Source organism: Micromonospora coxensis (assembly GCF_900090295.1).
In the GTDB taxonomy this organism is placed as follows: Bacteria; Actinomycetota; Actinomycetes; order Mycobacteriales; family Micromonosporaceae; genus Micromonospora; species Micromonospora coxensis.
In genome coordinates this window covers 948618-962845 of the sequence record NZ_LT607753.1, presented here as the reverse complement: position 1 = coordinate 962845, position 14228 = coordinate 948618, and the positions used below count along the sequence as shown (strand labels likewise).

The following is a 14228-nucleotide window of genomic DNA, read 5'->3' as shown; positions in this document are numbered from 1 at the left end:
CCGAATTGGCGCAGACGCGTGGACTGTTCGTGTTGCCCTCAGGCGCCGTCGGGCGGCGGGTCCACCGGCGGCGTCGTGGTGGTGGGCGGCGGGTCGGCCGGCTTGGTGGTGGTCGGCGGCGGGTCGGCCGGGGTGGTGGGCGGCGGGTCCGCCGGGGTGGTCGGCGCGGTGGCCGTCGGCGTCGGCTCGGTCGAGCCGCTCGGCACCGCCGACGGCGTCACGGTCACCGTGGCCGACGGGCTGCTGCTCGGGCCCCACGACCGGTCCGGGCGCTCCGGGCGGTAGGTGTCGTCCTCCACCGGGCTCGCCGGCAGCTCCACCGGGTCGCTCGGCACGGCGCTCGGCGGGGTGCTCTTGATGTTGGTGGCTCCGTCGCCGGTCTCCTTGGCCGCGCCCAGCGCCGCGCCCAACGCGGTGAGCGCCACCAGCACCGCGGCCAGCGCGCCGACCAGCGAGCCCCGCCGGCCCCGCCCGCGGGAGGTCCGCGCGACGGTCGCCGGGGTCAGCACCGGCAGGTCGTCGCGGGTGGTGCTCGGGCCGGCCGCGCCCCGCAGCACCGGAGCCACCAGCGCGGTCGCCGCGCCACCGTGGTCGCCGAGGGCGGCCCGGGCGGCGGCGGCCATCTCCGCGCCGGTGGCGAAGCGGTCCGCCGGGTCCTTCGCCAACGCGCGCGTCACCAGCGCGCGAACCGGCGCCGGGACGTCCTCCGGCAGCGCCGGCGGCTCGTCGTCGAGGTGCCGTACCGCCACCTGGAGGGGGTTGTCGCCGGTGAACGGCGGACCGCCGGTGAGACAGCAGTACGCCACCGCGCCCAGCGCGTAGATGTCGGTGGCGGCCGAGACGGGGCGGCCCGAGGCCTGCTCCGGCGCCATGTAGAGGGCCGTCCCGGGTACCGCGTTGGCGCTGGTGATGCTCGTCACATTTGTCGATCGGGCGACGCCGAAGTCGACCAGCACCACCGTGCCGTCCTCCTGCACCAGCAGGTTGCTCGGCTTGACGTCGCGGTGCACGATCCCGCCGGCGTGCGCGGCGTGCAGCGCCTGGGCGGCCTGCGCCACGATCGACATCGTCTCGTCGACGTCCAGGTGCCCGGCGGCCTCGATCCGCCGGGACAGCGGCTCACCCTCGACGAACTCCATGACCAGGTAGTCGGCCCGGCTGCCGTCGTCGAGCCGGTCCTCGCCGCAGTCGAAGACCTGCACGATGCCCGGGTGGCGCAGGGCTGCCATGATGCGCGCCTCGGCGCGGAAGCGGGCGATGAAGTCGGGGTCGGAGACCAGGGCGGGCAGCAGCACCTTCACCGCGACCTGGCGGCCCAGGACGAGGTCCGTGGCACGCCAGACGTCGCCCATGCCGCCGGTGGCGACACGTTCGTCCAGGCGGTAGCGACCGCTGAGCACGACCTCCGATGACAACACCTCAATACCGTACCCAGAGGTCGCGAGAAGGACTCATGGCGATCTCCCCGTCGTCGCGTCCGGCCGTCCGCCCAGGCCGCCGCGGACGCAGGTCACGGACGGTGCGTGACGAGGCTCGGACGGGGTGTCACAATGGCGGCGGCGCGCCGGACCGGCGCGGGGCGAACCGGCCGACGCGGGACGCGCCGGGCACGGGGATCCGCCGCGCGGGCGTCCCGGCCCCGATTCGCGTTACGCCGACGCGCCGGGTCGGCTCGTAGAGATTTCTCACTCTCCCCGGATGCGGCGTCGGCTTGTCCGTCCGGTCGTCCACTCCTAGCGTTAGCGCGACTCGGGCCAGCCCACGGTGCCGGCACGCTACGGCATCTCCGCCGACGGGCCGTATTGTCGCGGCGTGTGTCCAGACATGCCGCCCGGGCCGATCGGTACGGGCGCGATTCGGGTCGGCGGGGGGCTGATGGTGCGCGATGAGGTCCGGCTGCCGGGCCGGAGGTGCGCCCGGCGCACGTCCGCCGGCCGTGGCGCGGGCCGGACGGCGGGGACGGCGGACGCATGACCGGTGAGCTGACCGAGGCCGTGGCCGCGGCGCAGGCCGGCGACGAGGACGCCTTCCGCTTCCTCTACCGCAGCCTCCAGCCCGGCCTGTTGCGGTACCTGACCGCCCTGGTCGGCGCCGACGCCGAGGACGTCGCGTCGGAGACCTGGCTGCAGATCTCCCGGGACCTGCCCAGCTTCACCGGCGGCGAGTTCCGCGCCTGGACGGTCACCATCGCCCGCAACCGGGCGATGGACCACCTGCGCCGGCAACGCCGTCGGCCCTCCCTGCCGGTGCCCGTGCAGGCGTTGAGCGAGCTGGCCGGGGACGCCGACACCGCGGAGCGGGCCGGTGAGACGATCGGCACCGAGTCGGCGCTCGCCCTCATCGCCACCCTGCCGCCACGGGAGGCGGAGGCGGTGCTGCTGCGGGCGGTGATCGGCCTGGACGCCGAGACCGCCGGCCGGGTCCTCGGCAAGCGGCCGGGTGCGGTCCGCACCGCTGCGCACCGCGGACTGCGCCGCCTGGCGGCGATGCTGGAACGTCAGGACTCGCCCAAGTCGGTCGGTGCCGAGGACCGCGCCGTCGCGCCCCGGCCCCGACGCGGCCGACGGTCTCCCGACGCCTCCCGCACCGAGCCGGCGGACGGATGACGTGAGGGGAAACTGGATGGACTTCCGCCGCTCCGACGGCGCGGAACACCCCGCCGACCGGGCCGAGTCCGAGCGGCTGCTCGACGCGGCCCGCGCCGGCACGCCCGGGGACGCCGACCCGCTGGCCCGGCTGCTCTCCGCCGCCGCCGCGCCGTCCCGCCCCGGCGAGCTGGCCGGGGAGGAGGCGGCGCTGGCCGCGTTCCGGGCCGCCCGCGCCGCCGGGCCCGCCACCGTCGCGCCGCCCCGTCGGCGCCGGGGCCTGACCACGGGTGTCGTCGCCTGGATCGCCGGCGTCGCGGCCACCGCCACCGCCGGCGTCGCCTTCGCCGCCGTGACCCTCGACCGTCCCAGCGAGCCGGAGCGAGCGCCCCGGCCACCCGCCCCGGCGCCGAGTTCCGCCGACGGCGCCCCGGACCGCAGCGGCACGCCCACCGGCGGCGGCCCGTCCGGCGGCCCGTCGGCCACGCCGGGACCGGTGCCCTCCACCACCGCCGGCTCCGAGCGGCCCGGTGGTCCCGGCAACCCCGGCGGGCCCGCCGGCACCGCGCAACTCACCGGGCTGTGCCGCGCCTACCTGGCCAAGCCGGCCGCGCAGCGGGAGAAGGCACTGCGCACCCCGGCGTACGCCGACCTCGTGGAGATCGCCGGTGGCGCCGAGCGGGTCGAGGCGTACTGCCGTGACCTCGTGCCCGAGCAGGCGCCCGCCGCCGCCTCCCCGGAGCCGGAGCCGTCCCGGGCCCGCCCGACACCCGACGCGCGGCCCAGCCGCAACGGTTAGCCCGACCCGATCCGGAGCGGCCCCGCCGCCTCCGGGCCCTCGGCCGCGGTCGACAGCTCGGCGGTCCGGCGGATTGCGCCAGAGCCGATCCGGGACGGCAGGCCGGGGGCACGTCCGGGCGGCGCGGTCCGGGCGGGTGGTGGACCCGGTCGAAAAGACTTCACAGAAATTTCTTCCGGTCCGGTCAGCGCGATCCGTGCGGTAGACAGAAGATGGGGTGAGCCACCGGCACCGGGGCACGTCACGGTCGGTGCGGTGGCGGCAGGCCGGAGCCCAGCGTCGGGAGGGGGACCATCTCGTGGTGACGTCGCCGGAGCTGGACCGGACGACCGTGCTGCGGGAGGCGGGGTGCGCCGCGGCCCACCTGGCCCGGATCTGCTTCAAGACCGGCCCCCCGGTCCATACCGGCGTCGAACTGGAATGGACCGTGCACGACGTCGCCGACCCCGCTCGACCGGTGGATCCGGAGCGGCTGCGGGCGGCGCTGGGGCGGCACAGCCCCGTGACCCTGGACAGCACCAGCCCCGCTCTGCCGCTGCGGCACGGCAGCAGCGTGACGGTGGAGCCCGGCGGGCAGGTGGAGGTCTCCACCGCGCCCCGACCGTCGGTCGCCGCGCTGATCCTGGCCACCGAGGCCGACATCGCCGAGCTGGAAGCGCTGCTGGCACCGGTCGGCCTGGTCCTCGGCCGCACCGGCATCGACCCGCACCGGCCGCCCCGGCCGGTCATCGAGACCCCCCGCTACCGCGCCATGCGCCGCGTCTTCGACCGCCGCGGTCCGGCCGGGCGGACCATGATGTACAGCACCGCCGGCCTTCAGATCTGCCTCGACGCGGGGGAGCCGGCCATCCTGCCCCAGCGCTGGGCCACCGTGCACGCGGTCGGGCCGCCGCTGGTGGCCGCCTTCGCCACCGCCGACCGGCACGCCGGTCGGCCCACCGGCTGGGCCTCCGCCCGGATGGCCGCCTGGCTGGCGATCGACCCGGCCCGCACCCGTCCGGTCTGGTCGCCGTACCGACCCGACGAGGACCCGGTCGCGGCCTGGACCCGGTACGTCCTGGCCGCCCCGCTGCTCTGCCTGCGGCACGACGGCCCGGACTGGACGCCACCGGCCGGGGTGACCTTCGCCGACTGGCTCGACGGAGCGCTGCCCCGACCGCCCACCACCGACGACCTGGATTACCACGTCAGCACCCTCTTCCCGCCGGTCCGGCCGCGCGGCTACCTGGAGGTGCGCTACCTGGACGCCCAGCCCGGCGCGGGATGGACGGTCCCGCTGGCCGTGCTGACCGCCCTGCTGGCCGACGACGACACCGCCCGCGCGGCCCGGGAGATCGCCGAGCCGGTGGCCGACCGTTGGCACGACGCCGCCCGGCTCGGCCTGGCCGACCCGTCGCTGGCGCGGGCCGCCGCCGCCCTGCTCGACCTGGCGGTGGAGGCGCTGCCCGGGCTGGACCTGCCGGCGGAGATCCACGCGGAGACGACTCGAGGGATCCGGCGGCGACGCGCCGCCGTGGAGAGGGGGCACCGGTGACCACGACCGAGGAGCCGGGCACGGAGACGGAACGGCTGCGCGGCCGCATCGCGGCGGAGCTGGAGCGCACCCGCGCCCGCACCGCCCTGCTCACCGAGGCGGTCGACGACGACGACCTGATGCGCCAGCACTCACCGCTGATGTCGCCGCTGGTCTGGGACCTGGCCCACGTCGGCAACCAGGAGGAGCTGTGGCTGGTGCGCGACGTCGGCGGACGCGAACCCGTCCGGCAGGACATCGACGACCTGTACGACGCGTTCAAGCAGCCCCGCAAGGACCGCCCGACCCTGCCGCTGCTGCCACCGGCCGAGGCGCGCGCGTACCTGACGACGGTCCGGGACAAGGTGCTCGACCTGCTGGACGGGATCCGCTTCACCGACCGGTCGCTGGTCACCGACGGGTTCGCCTTCGGCATGATCGTGCAGCACGAGCAGCAGCACGACGAGACGATGCTCGCCACCCACCAGCTGCGCTCCGGGCCGGCGGTGCTGGACGCGCCCGCGCCGCCCGAGCCACGGGCCCGCGTCGGCGGTGAGGTGCTGGTGCCGGCCGGCCCGTTCACCATGGGCACCTCGACCGACCCGTGGGCGCTGGACAACGAGCGCCCCGCGCACACCGTCGAGCTGCCCGCGTACGTCATCGACGCCGCCCCGGTCACCAACGGCCGCTACCGCGAGTTCATCGCCGACGGCGGGTACGACGACCCCCGCTGGTGGAGCGAGGCCGGCTGGCGGCACCGCCGGGAGGCCGGGTTGACCGCGCCGCTGCACTGGCGGCGCGACGGCGACGGCTGGGCGTACCGGCGTTTCGGCCGGTGGTCGCCGGTGCGCGACGACGAGCCGGTGGTGCACGTCTGCTGGTACGAGGCGGAGGCCTTCGCGGCCTGGGCGGGCCGGCGCCTGCCCACCGAGGCGGAATGGGAGAAGGCGGCCCGCTGGGACCCAACAACCGGACGCTCCCGGCGGTACCCGTGGGGCGACGAGGACCCCACCGGCGAGCACGCAAACCTGGGGCAGCGCCACCTCCGGCCGGCCCCGGTGGGGGCGTACCCGGCCGGCGCCTCCCCGCTCGGGGTGCACCAGTTGATCGGCGACGTGTGGGAGTGGACCTCCACCACCTTCCGTGGCCACCCGGGCTTCGCCGCCTTCCCCTACCGGGAGTACTCCGAGGTCTTCTTCGGCGACGACTACCGGGTGCTGCGCGGCGGCTCGTTCGGCACCGACCGGGCGGCGTGCCGGGGCACCTTCCGCAACTGGGACTACCCGATCCGGCGGCAGATCTTCAGCGGCTTCCGCTGCGCCCGCGACGCGCGGGCCGACGAGGCGCACGGATGACGGGACGGACCCGCTGATGTGTCGACATCTGGCCTACCTGGGGCCGCCGGTCAGCCTGCGGTCGCTGCTGTTCGACCCGCCGTACTCGCTGGCGCGGCAGTCGTGGGCGCCACGGGACATGCGCGGCGGCGGGACGATCAACGTGGACGGATTCGGTGTCGGCTGGTACCCGGGCGACGGCGAGCCGGTGCGGTACCGGCGGGCCCAGCCGATCTGGAGCGACGTCACGTTGCCCGGGTTGGCGGAGGTCACCCTGGCCGGGGCGGTGCTGGCCGCCGTCCGCTCCGGCACCGTCGGCATGCCGGTGCAGGAGTCCGCGGCGGCGCCGTTCGCCGAGGGGCGCTGGCTGTTCAGCCACAACGGGGTGGTCCGGGGCTGGCCGGACTCGGTGGTGTCGCTCGCCGCCGCCCTGCCGGTGCGTGACCTGCTGACCCTGGACGCCCCGACCGACTCCGCCCTGCTCTGGGCGTTGCTGCGGCACCGGCTGCGCTGCGGCGTGGACCCGGCCGAGGCGGTCGCCGCCACGGTCGGCGAGGTCGAGAAGGCCGCCCCCGGGTCGCGGTTGAACCTGCTGCTCACCGACGGGCGGACGGTGGTGGCCAGCGCCGCCGGTCACGCCCTGTCGGTACGCGCCACGGCCGAGGCGGTGCTGCTGGCCTCCGAGCCGCACGACGACGACCCGGGCTGGCGGCCGGTGCCGGCCGGGCAGTTGGTGGTGGCGACCTCGACCTCGGTGCGTACGCGCGCCCTGGCAGGCGCCTGACCGCACCGATTTCCACAGGTGGAGACAGGGACATCTCGCCCGACGAAAGGGACACCCCATGAGCGCGGAGCCACTGGAGATCTACCTCGAGGAGCAGGACCTCGGCCGCAGCCTGCGCGAGGACGTACGTGTCGGGCTGACCGCCGACCCCAAGTGGCTGCCACCGAAGTGGTTCTACGACGCCCGGGGCAGCGAGCTGTTCGAGGAGATCACCCGGCTGCCGGAGTACTACCCGACCCGCGCCGAGCGCGCGGTGCTGGCCGAGCGGGCCGCCGACATCGCCGAGCTGACCGGCGCGAAGACGCTCATCGAGTTGGGCTCGGGGTCGTCGGAGAAGACCCGGCTGCTGCTGGACGCGTTCACCCGCCGTGGCGGGCTGGGCACCTTCGTGCCGCTGGACGTGTCGGTGAGCGCGCTGCGCCAGTCCACCGAGCAGATCGCGCAGGACTACCCGGGCCTGCGGGTACGCGGCATCGTCGGCGACTTCACCCGCCAGCTCGACCGGCTCCCGACCGGTGGACGGCGGCTGGTGGTCTTCCTCGGCGGCACCATCGGCAACCTGATGCCGGCCGAGCGGGCCGGCTTCCTGCGCGCCATGCGCGACGCCCTGGAGGCGGGGGACTGGCTGCTCATCGGCACCGACCTGGTCAAGGACCCGGCTGTGGTGGTGCCCGCGTACGACGACGCCGCCGGGGTGACCGCCGAGTTCAACCGCAACGTGCTGCGGGTGGTCAACCGGGAGTTGGGCGCGGACTTCGTGCCCGAGGCGTTCACCCACGTGGCGCTCTGGGACGCCGAGCGGGAGTGGATCGAGATGCGGCTGCGCGCGCAGCGCCCGATGCGGGTCCGGGTGCTCGACCTGGACGTCGACTTCACCGCCGGCGAGGAGCTGCGGACGGAGATCTCGGCGAAGTTCCGCCCGGAGGGCTTCGCGGCGGAGCTGTCGGCGGCCGGCTTCACCCGGGAGCGGTTCTGGACCGACCCGGACGGCCTCTTCGGCGTCACCCTGGCCCGCGCCGACTGACCCGGCCCCACCCACCCGTCCCGCCGACCACCGGTGGTCGGATCCGGGTGCCCGGAGCGCGTCACCTGCGTGCCCTTCGGCCCCGGGCTGCGGCGCCGGGTGCCGACCGCGGCGAATCCGTCGATCGGGCCCGGCGGCGGGATCCCGGGCGGAGGATCGGCGGGGACGGGCCGATCGGCCCGGTGTCCGGCGGGGCGGGTGGGTGACCCTGGTTACCCGCGCAGGTGGGGGGCGGTGAGGTGGGCTAGGGTGAGGGCGCGAAGGGGAGTAGCCCCCAATGTCGTGGTCGACACACTGGTGCGTTCCGCATCCGGCCACGCGGCCCCGTCCAGGCGGGGCGGGCGAGACCTTCGACTCAGGCTGTCACAGCCGGGTCGAGGGCGCCCCTGTACCTCCTCCCGGCATGATCGGGAAGGTTCTCATGGACGGATTTCTGGCCGCGCTGGTGATCAGCTTCGGCGTCATCTTCGTCGCCGAGCTGGGGGACAAGTCCCAGCTGATGGCCCTCACCTTCGCCACCCGCTTCAAGCCGGTCCCGGTGCTGATCGGCATCACCGTCGCCACCGCGATCGTGCACCTGGCCTCGGTGGCGATCGGCGCGGGCCTCAACGCGGCCCTGCCCACCGGATGGATCACGCTGATCGCCGGCCTGGCGTTCCTCGGCTTCGGCGTCTGGACGCTGCGGGGCGACCGGCTGACCGAGGAGGAGAAGCGCAAGGCGGAGAAGGGCGGCAAGTCGGCCGTCCTCGCGGTCGGTGTGGCGTTCTTCCTCGCCGAGCTGGGCGACAAGACCATGCTGGCCACCATCACGCTGGCCACCAAGTACGGCTGGTTCGGCACCTGGCTGGGCTCCACGCTCGGCATGGTGGCGGCGGACGCCCTGGCGATCCTGGTCGGCCGGATGCTGGGCCGGCACCTGCCGGAGCGGACCATCCGGTACGGCGCGGCGGTGCTCTTCGCCATCTGCGGGCTCTGGCTGATCCTCGAGGCGGTCGGCCAGCTCTAGGGTCGAGGTCCCGGGCCCGCCTGCGGCGGGCCCGGACGACGCCCGGCGGCGGAGGCCGGTCCGGGTACGACACCGATATCCGCACCGGCCTCCGCCCTGCCTACCACCGCCCGGCTCCGCCTCGGCCCGACCGAGGACATCGACACCCGCCCGGGGCGCCGACTAGCCGTGCCGGGGGCGGGTAACGCCCCCGGGTGAGTCTCCAGGAGATCCTCCGCGTCGGCGACCAGGTCGCGGTCGTCGTGATCGAGATCGCCGGGGCGTCGGTGATCTTCGTGGGCGCGGTCTGGGCGGCGCTGCGGTTCGTGGTCGAGGGGCTGCGACACCGCAGCGCCGCCGTCTTCACTCCGATCCGGTTGTCGCTGGGCCGCTTCCTCACTCTCGGGCTGGAGTTCCAACTCGCCGCGGACATCCTGCGGACAGCCGTGTCGCCGACCTTCGACCAGATCGGCCAGCTGGCGGCCATCGCCACCATCCGGACCGCGCTGAACTACTTCCTGCGCCGGGAGATCGCCCAGGAGCAGCAGCAGGTCGGGGAAGCCGGTGCGGGCAGGTGAGGCAGCAGCTCGCCGACACGGTGACCGCGCTGGCGCTGTGCTGCGGCGCGCTGCTGCTGGTCACCGCCCGGTCCTGGCGTGCCGCGCTGCGGGTGCTGCTGGACCTGCTCGTCGCCGCGGGCCTGCTCCGGCTCACCGCCGGGCAGGGCTGGTCCGCGCTGGCCGCCGCCGCGGCCGTGATCCTGCTGCGCCAGCTGCTCTGGGCGGGGCTGGCCGGCCCGTCGCCGACTACCGGGACCGTCGCGCGGGTAAGACGATCAGTGTCCGGCCGGAGCGAAAGCGACCATAGCGGGAGGATGACCCCATGAGCAGGCATGACGAGCCCAACGAGTACGGCTTCGCCGGTGGCGCCACTGCTCCCGAGCCCCCGCCGGGCGGCCGGGTGGACGAGCAGGACCGCGCCGAGGAGGTGGCGGTGCCGGGCGACGACCTGACCGAGCCGTTCGCCGACGCCCTGCAGGAGACCGAGGAGCACGAGGGGGAGCGGACGCCCGGTCGGCGTCGCTGAGCAGGTCCTCGACGCCGGTGGCGGCGGCTCCGGGAGGAGCCGCCGCCACCGGTGGTCGTCGTACGGGTTCAGCGGGGCGAGGGCAGGATCGACACCCGGGTCGGCAGGTCCTCGCAGTACGCCGCCATCCGCTTGATCAGCTCGTCGGCGTCGGCGTACGGGTCGAGCGTGTGCAGCTCCTCGGGGGCGAGCGCGGGCACCCGCACGTGTGAGATGAGCGGGTGCAGCGGCCGGCTGTCGATCTCGTCGGTGCCGAAGAGGTCCTCGTGCAGCTTCTCACCGGGGCGCAGACCGGTGAAGACGATCTCGGTCGGGGTGGGCGCCTCGGCGGCGAGCCGCCGCGCCACGTCGGCGATCCGCACCGGCTCGCCCATGTCGAGCACCAGCGCCTCCCCGCCGCGCCCGATGACGGCCGCCTGGAGCACCAGGTGCACGGCCTCCTGCACGGTCATGAAGTAGCGGGTGACGTCCGGGTGCGTGACGGTGATCGGCAGGCCCGCCTCGACCTGCGCCTGGAACGCGGTCAGCACGGAGCCCCGGCTGCTGAGCACGTTGCCGAAGCGGACGCTGAGGAAGCGGCCGTCGACCTGGGTGGCGTAGTGGGCGGTCAGCCGCTCGGTGATCCGCTTCGAGTAGCCGAGCACGCTGGCCGGGTTGGCCGCCTTGTCGGTCGAGATGTTGACGAACTCGCTGACGCCCCGGCACGCCTCCAGCACGTTGAGCGTGCCGCGGACGTTGGTCTTGATCGCCTCGCCCGGGTGGCGTTGCAGCAGCGTCAGGTGCTTCAGGGCGGCGGCGTGGAACACCACGTCGGGCCGGCGCTCGGCGATGATCCGGGCGATGCCGTCGGCGTCGCGGATGTCGGCGAGGACCAGCTCCGGCCCGTCCAGCAGCGCCCGGCCGTGCAGTGACATCTGCAGGGCGTGCAGGGCCGACTCGTCCCGGTCGAGCATCATCAGCTCGCCCGGCTCGCAGCGGGCGATCTGGCGGCACAGCTCCGAGCCGATGGAGCCGCCCGCCCCGGTGACCAGGACCCGTCGCCCGGCCAGCCCGTTGCGCTCGAAGGCCAGTTCCGCCACCCGCTGGGCCCGGCCGAGCAGGTCGGTGATCTGCAGGTCGCGTACGTCGGTCACGGCGACCGGACGGTCCAGCAGCTCGCGTACCGGGGGCAGCACCTTGAAGGCGGCGCCCGCCTGCAGGGTGCGCCCGCGTACGTCGCGCATCAGTTCGGCGTCCGAGCCGTTGATCGAGAAGATCACGGTGGTGGCCCGGGTACGGCGCACCGCCTGCTCGATCTGCTCGCGACCGCCCAGCACCCGCAGCCCCTCCAGGCGCAGGCCCTGCTTGTCGGGGTCGTCGTCGAGCAGGCCGACCGGGAGGTAGCGGCTCTGCGGGTCACCGGTGAGCACCCGCACCAGGCGCTCGCTGGCGGCGTCGACGCCGTAGATCAGCGCCCGGTCCGACGAGCGGGCCGGGCGGTCGTCCCGGTCGCGCCGCCACCGGTAGCCGGCCCGGCCGGCCGCCATCAGCAGCAGCGCGACCGCGCCGCCGGTGACCGGGACGCTGGCCGGCACCGGCCGGTCCGGCATGGTGGCCAGGGCGGTGAGCACGACGGCCGCGGCGAGGATCGCGGTGCCGGCCAGGTCGCGAGCCTCGCCCGCGCTGCCCACCGGGTGCCGGCCCCGGGCCGTGGAGCGCACCTGTTCGATGCTCGCGTGGACGATCGCGCACACCAGCGCGGCCCCGAGGGCCAGCACGCACTGGCGCGGGGTGAGCTCGAACTCGTAGCGCGCCCAGGCGGCGACCAGGAATCCCCCGCACCACGCCGCCGTGTCGAGCGTTAGCAGAGAGAGGGCCTTGGTGCGCCGGGTGACCCAGTCGCGGTGCGGAGGGCTGTCGGCTCGGGAAGCTGCAGGATCCATCGGTGTCCTCTGCGTTTGTTCCAGTGTTGCGGCGATTGAGGGCATTTGAGGAGTTGCATCCTCTACATTCACTTCATCACCGTCGTGAACCGTTTAGATCCTGACACGTCGTTAGTGCCATCAAGGGGGATTTCGTGCAGTTTCACGGGCCAAATGTCCTGGCGGAAGGGGAGGCGTGATGGAGGTCCGCACCTATCTGCGCCTGATCCGCCGGCACTGGTGGATCGTCCTGGTCACGCTGATGGTCGCGATCGGATCGGCTGCGTTGATCACGGTCCGCACGCCACCCCGGTACGTGGCGTCGGTGACCTTCTTCGTCACCACTCCGAGTCAGGGCGTGACGGACGCCTACCAGGGCAGCCTCTTCCTGCAGCAGCGGGTGAAGTCGTACGCCGACCTGCTGCGCAGTGACCGGCTGGCCCAGAGCGTGGTGGCGGAGACGCCGCTCGGGCTGACCGCCGACGACCTGCAACGGCGGGTCGCCACCTCGACCGAGTCGGGCACCGTGCTGCTGAGGGCCACCGTCACCGACACCGACCAGGCGCGGGCGATGAAGCTCACCGAGACGCTCGCGAGCAAGTTCGTCGAGCTGGTGCAGAAGGTCGAGACTCCCCCGGAGGGTCGGTCGGCGCCCATCAAGATCGAGGTGGTCAGCGGTCCCCGGGTCAGCTCCAGTCCCGTCTCGCCGCAGCCCACCCGCAACCTGCTCCTGGGCGCGCTGATCGGGCTGCTCCTCGGCGCCGGCCTGGCCGTCCTGCGCGGCCTGGTGGACGTCCGGCTGCGTGACGCCGCGGGCCTGCAACGGGTCACCGGCAGTCCGCTGCTGGGGGAGATCCCCTTCGAGCCCGGCGCCAAGGCCGCCCCGCTCATCGTGGGCGAGGCGGCGACCTCGGCCCGCGCCGAGGCGGTCCGCAAGTTGCGGACCAACCTGCGCTTCGTCGACGTCAACGAGCCGGCCCGGGTGATCGCGGTGACCAGCGCGCTGCAGGGCGAGGGGAAGACGACGCTCTCCTGCAACATGGCCATCGCGCTGGCCGAGGCGGGCTGGCGGGTGCTGCTGGTCGACGCCGACCTGCGCCGGCCGAAGGTCGCCGACTACCTCGGCCTCGACGGCGGCGTCGGCCTCACCGACGTGCTGGTCGGCGACGTGCAGGTCGGGGACGTGGTGCAGCGGTGGGGCGACAAGTCGCTGCTGGTGCTGCCGAGCGGCTCGACCCCGCCGAACCCGAGCGAGCTGCTCGGGTCGAAGGCGATGGCCGACCTGCTGCTGGCCCTGCGCGAGTCGGCCGACATCGTGGTCATCGACACCGCGCCGCTGCTGGCCGTGACCGACGGCGTGGTGGTGGCCGTGCAGGCCGACGGCGCGCTGCTCGTCACCCAGCAGGGGCGGACCTCGCGGACCCAGGTCGCGGCTGCGGCCCGGTCGCTGCACTCGGTCTCGGTCCGCCTGCTCGGCTGCGTGCTGAACATGACCAAGGTCGCCAAGGCGGACGCGTACCAGTACGAGGCCTACCGGATCGCCACCAAGCCCTCGGTCCCCGCGGACCGCGCCTCGGCGGCGCACCGCGCCGGACCGGCCGGGGCCGCTCGGGTGACGGACCGGACACAGGAACTCACCCGGCTGTCCCGATGAGTGCCACGACCGGTCTCATCGACCGCTCGATCTCCTCGGCGCAGCGCCGGAAGTCCTCCGGGGTGCCGCCGAGCGGGTCCCGCAGATCGTCCGCGTCGGGGGCGGCGGGTTGCAGCCGCCCCCGGGCGCGGGCGGCGGCCGCCACCGCCGCCCGCAGCGGGTCCTCGGCGGCCTCCGGTGAGGACTCGGCCGCCGCGGCCAGCCGTCCGAACTGGCGCAGCGTGAAGGTCCGGTGCAGGGCGGCGGGCGCCAGCGCCGTGCACCGCGACCGCTGGCTGCGGGTGGCGGTGAGGACCAGGGCGGCTCCGGCCAGGTGCTCGGCACGCAGCTCCCGCGAGACGAACCCGGCCGGATCGGCGCCCGTCCCCGCGACGACCTCTGCGGCGTACGGGTGCATCGGCCGGCCGTCGAGGGCGTGGGTGCCGGCGCTGGTGACCGGGACCGACCCGTCCCCGAACAGCTGTCGGGCGATGTACTCGGCCATCGGCGAGCGGCACATGTTGGCGTGGCACACGATGAGCAACCCGTCGACCACTGCGGTCCCTCTCCTGGGTGGGGTCGCG

The 14228-nt window shown here is 74.7% G+C and carries 14 protein-coding genes; 11 read left to right on the top strand and 3 right to left on the bottom strand.

Going from position 1 to position 14228, the window contains the following annotated elements:
• Positions 1-38: 38 nt before the first annotated feature.
• On the bottom strand, positions 39-1418 hold the full coding sequence (locus GA0070614_RS04285; RefSeq protein ID WP_088974737.1) for a serine/threonine-protein kinase: 1380 nt from the start codon (positions 1416-1418) through the stop codon (positions 39-41).
• Positions 1419-1970: 552 nt separating this feature from the next.
• On the opposite strand from GA0070614_RS04285, the gene GA0070614_RS04280 reads away from it, so the two are divergent.
• The 10 genes from GA0070614_RS04280 (at position 1971) to GA0070614_RS04235 (ending at position 10110) form a co-directional block, all read left to right on the top strand.
• Entirely contained in the window at positions 1971-2606 is a 636-nt protein-coding gene (locus tag GA0070614_RS04280; RefSeq protein ID WP_088979201.1) for an RNA polymerase sigma factor, read from the top strand.
• A 1-nt stretch (position 2607) separates the two neighbouring features.
• Positions 2608-3384, top strand: a complete 777-nt coding sequence (locus GA0070614_RS04275) for a hypothetical protein (protein ID WP_088974736.1) — start codon at positions 2608-2610, stop codon at positions 3382-3384.
• Between the two features lie 298 nt (positions 3385-3682).
• A complete protein-coding gene (gene egtA, locus GA0070614_RS04270) occupies positions 3683-4918 on the top strand; it encodes an ergothioneine biosynthesis glutamate--cysteine ligase EgtA (RefSeq protein WP_088974735.1) in 1236 nt (411 codons plus the stop codon).
• Positions 4915-6252 (top strand): ergothioneine biosynthesis protein EgtB, encoded by a 1338-nt coding sequence (egtB, locus tag GA0070614_RS04265; RefSeq protein ID WP_088974734.1) that lies wholly within the window; start codon positions 4915-4917, stop codon positions 6250-6252. Before egtA ends, egtB begins: the two co-directional genes overlap by 4 nt.
• 16 nt (positions 6253-6268) lie before the next feature.
• Positions 6269-7015 (top strand): ergothioneine biosynthesis protein EgtC, encoded by a 747-nt coding sequence (egtC, locus tag GA0070614_RS04260; RefSeq protein ID WP_088974733.1) that lies wholly within the window; start codon positions 6269-6271, stop codon positions 7013-7015.
• Positions 7016-7073: 58 nt separating this feature from the next.
• A complete protein-coding gene (gene egtD / locus GA0070614_RS04255; RefSeq protein ID WP_088974732.1) occupies positions 7074-8039 on the top strand; it encodes an L-histidine N(alpha)-methyltransferase in 966 nt (321 codons plus the stop codon).
• Between the two features lie 421 nt (positions 8040-8460).
• Complete coding sequence (locus GA0070614_RS04250) at positions 8461-9045, top strand: TMEM165/GDT1 family protein (protein ID WP_088974731.1); 585 nt, start codon at positions 8461-8463, stop codon at positions 9043-9045.
• 194 nt (positions 9046-9239) lie between these two features.
• Complete coding sequence (locus GA0070614_RS04245) at positions 9240-9602, top strand: DUF1622 domain-containing protein (protein WP_088974730.1); 363 nt, start codon at positions 9240-9242, stop codon at positions 9600-9602.
• The gene (locus GA0070614_RS04240; protein ID WP_088974729.1) at positions 9599-9910 is read left to right on the top strand and encodes a hypothetical protein; all 312 of its coding nucleotides are present in this window, start codon (positions 9599-9601) and stop codon (positions 9908-9910) included. The genes GA0070614_RS04245 and GA0070614_RS04240 overlap by 4 nt, the downstream gene beginning before the upstream one ends.
• Positions 9907-10110 carry a hypothetical protein gene (locus tag GA0070614_RS04235; protein ID WP_088974728.1) on the top strand — a complete coding sequence of 68 codons (204 nt, stop codon included), beginning with the start codon at positions 9907-9909 and terminating at the stop codon, positions 10108-10110. The genes GA0070614_RS04240 and GA0070614_RS04235 overlap by 4 nt, the downstream gene beginning before the upstream one ends.
• A 68-nt stretch (positions 10111-10178) precedes the next feature.
• Here the strand turns inward: GA0070614_RS04235 and GA0070614_RS04230 are convergent, their stop codons facing one another.
• On the bottom strand, positions 10179-12032 hold the full coding sequence (locus tag GA0070614_RS04230) for a polysaccharide biosynthesis protein (protein ID WP_088974727.1): 1854 nt from the start codon (positions 12030-12032) through the stop codon (positions 10179-10181).
• A 178-nt stretch (positions 12033-12210) separates the two neighbouring features.
• On the opposite strand from GA0070614_RS04230, the gene GA0070614_RS04225 reads away from it, so the two are divergent.
• A complete protein-coding gene (locus GA0070614_RS04225; protein WP_088974726.1) occupies positions 12211-13665 on the top strand; it encodes a polysaccharide biosynthesis tyrosine autokinase in 1455 nt (484 codons plus the stop codon).
• Here the strand turns inward: GA0070614_RS04225 and GA0070614_RS04220 are convergent.
• Positions 13646-14200, bottom strand: a complete 555-nt coding sequence (locus GA0070614_RS04220) for an arsenate reductase/protein-tyrosine-phosphatase family protein (protein ID WP_088974725.1) — start codon at positions 14198-14200, stop codon at positions 13646-13648. The genes GA0070614_RS04225 and GA0070614_RS04220 overlap by 20 nt on opposite strands.
• Positions 14201-14228: the final 28 nt, after the last annotated feature.

What these genes read in the sequence shown, in the direction of transcription:
- GA0070614_RS04280 (WP_088979201.1), top strand. Translation starts at nt 1,971, where the DNA reads ATGACCGGTGAGCTGACCGAGGCCGTGGCCGCGGCGCAGGCCGGCGAC.
- egtC (WP_088974733.1), top strand. Translation starts at nt 6,269, where the DNA reads ATGTGTCGACATCTGGCCTACCTGGGGCCGCCGGTCAGCCTGCGGTCG.
- egtD (WP_088974732.1), top strand. Translation starts at nt 7,074, where the DNA reads ATGAGCGCGGAGCCACTGGAGATCTACCTCGAGGAGCAGGACCTCGGC.
- GA0070614_RS04250 (WP_088974731.1), top strand. Translation starts at nt 8,461, where the DNA reads ATGGACGGATTTCTGGCCGCGCTGGTGATCAGCTTCGGCGTCATCTTC.
- GA0070614_RS04235 (WP_088974728.1), top strand. Translation starts at nt 9,907, where the DNA reads ATGAGCAGGCATGACGAGCCCAACGAGTACGGCTTCGCCGGTGGCGCC.
- GA0070614_RS04230 (WP_088974727.1), bottom strand. Translation starts at nt 12,032, where the DNA reads ATGGATCCTGCAGCTTCCCGAGCCGACAGCCCTCCGCACCGCGACTGG.
- GA0070614_RS04225 (WP_088974726.1), top strand. Translation starts at nt 12,211, where the DNA reads ATGGAGGTCCGCACCTATCTGCGCCTGATCCGCCGGCACTGGTGGATC.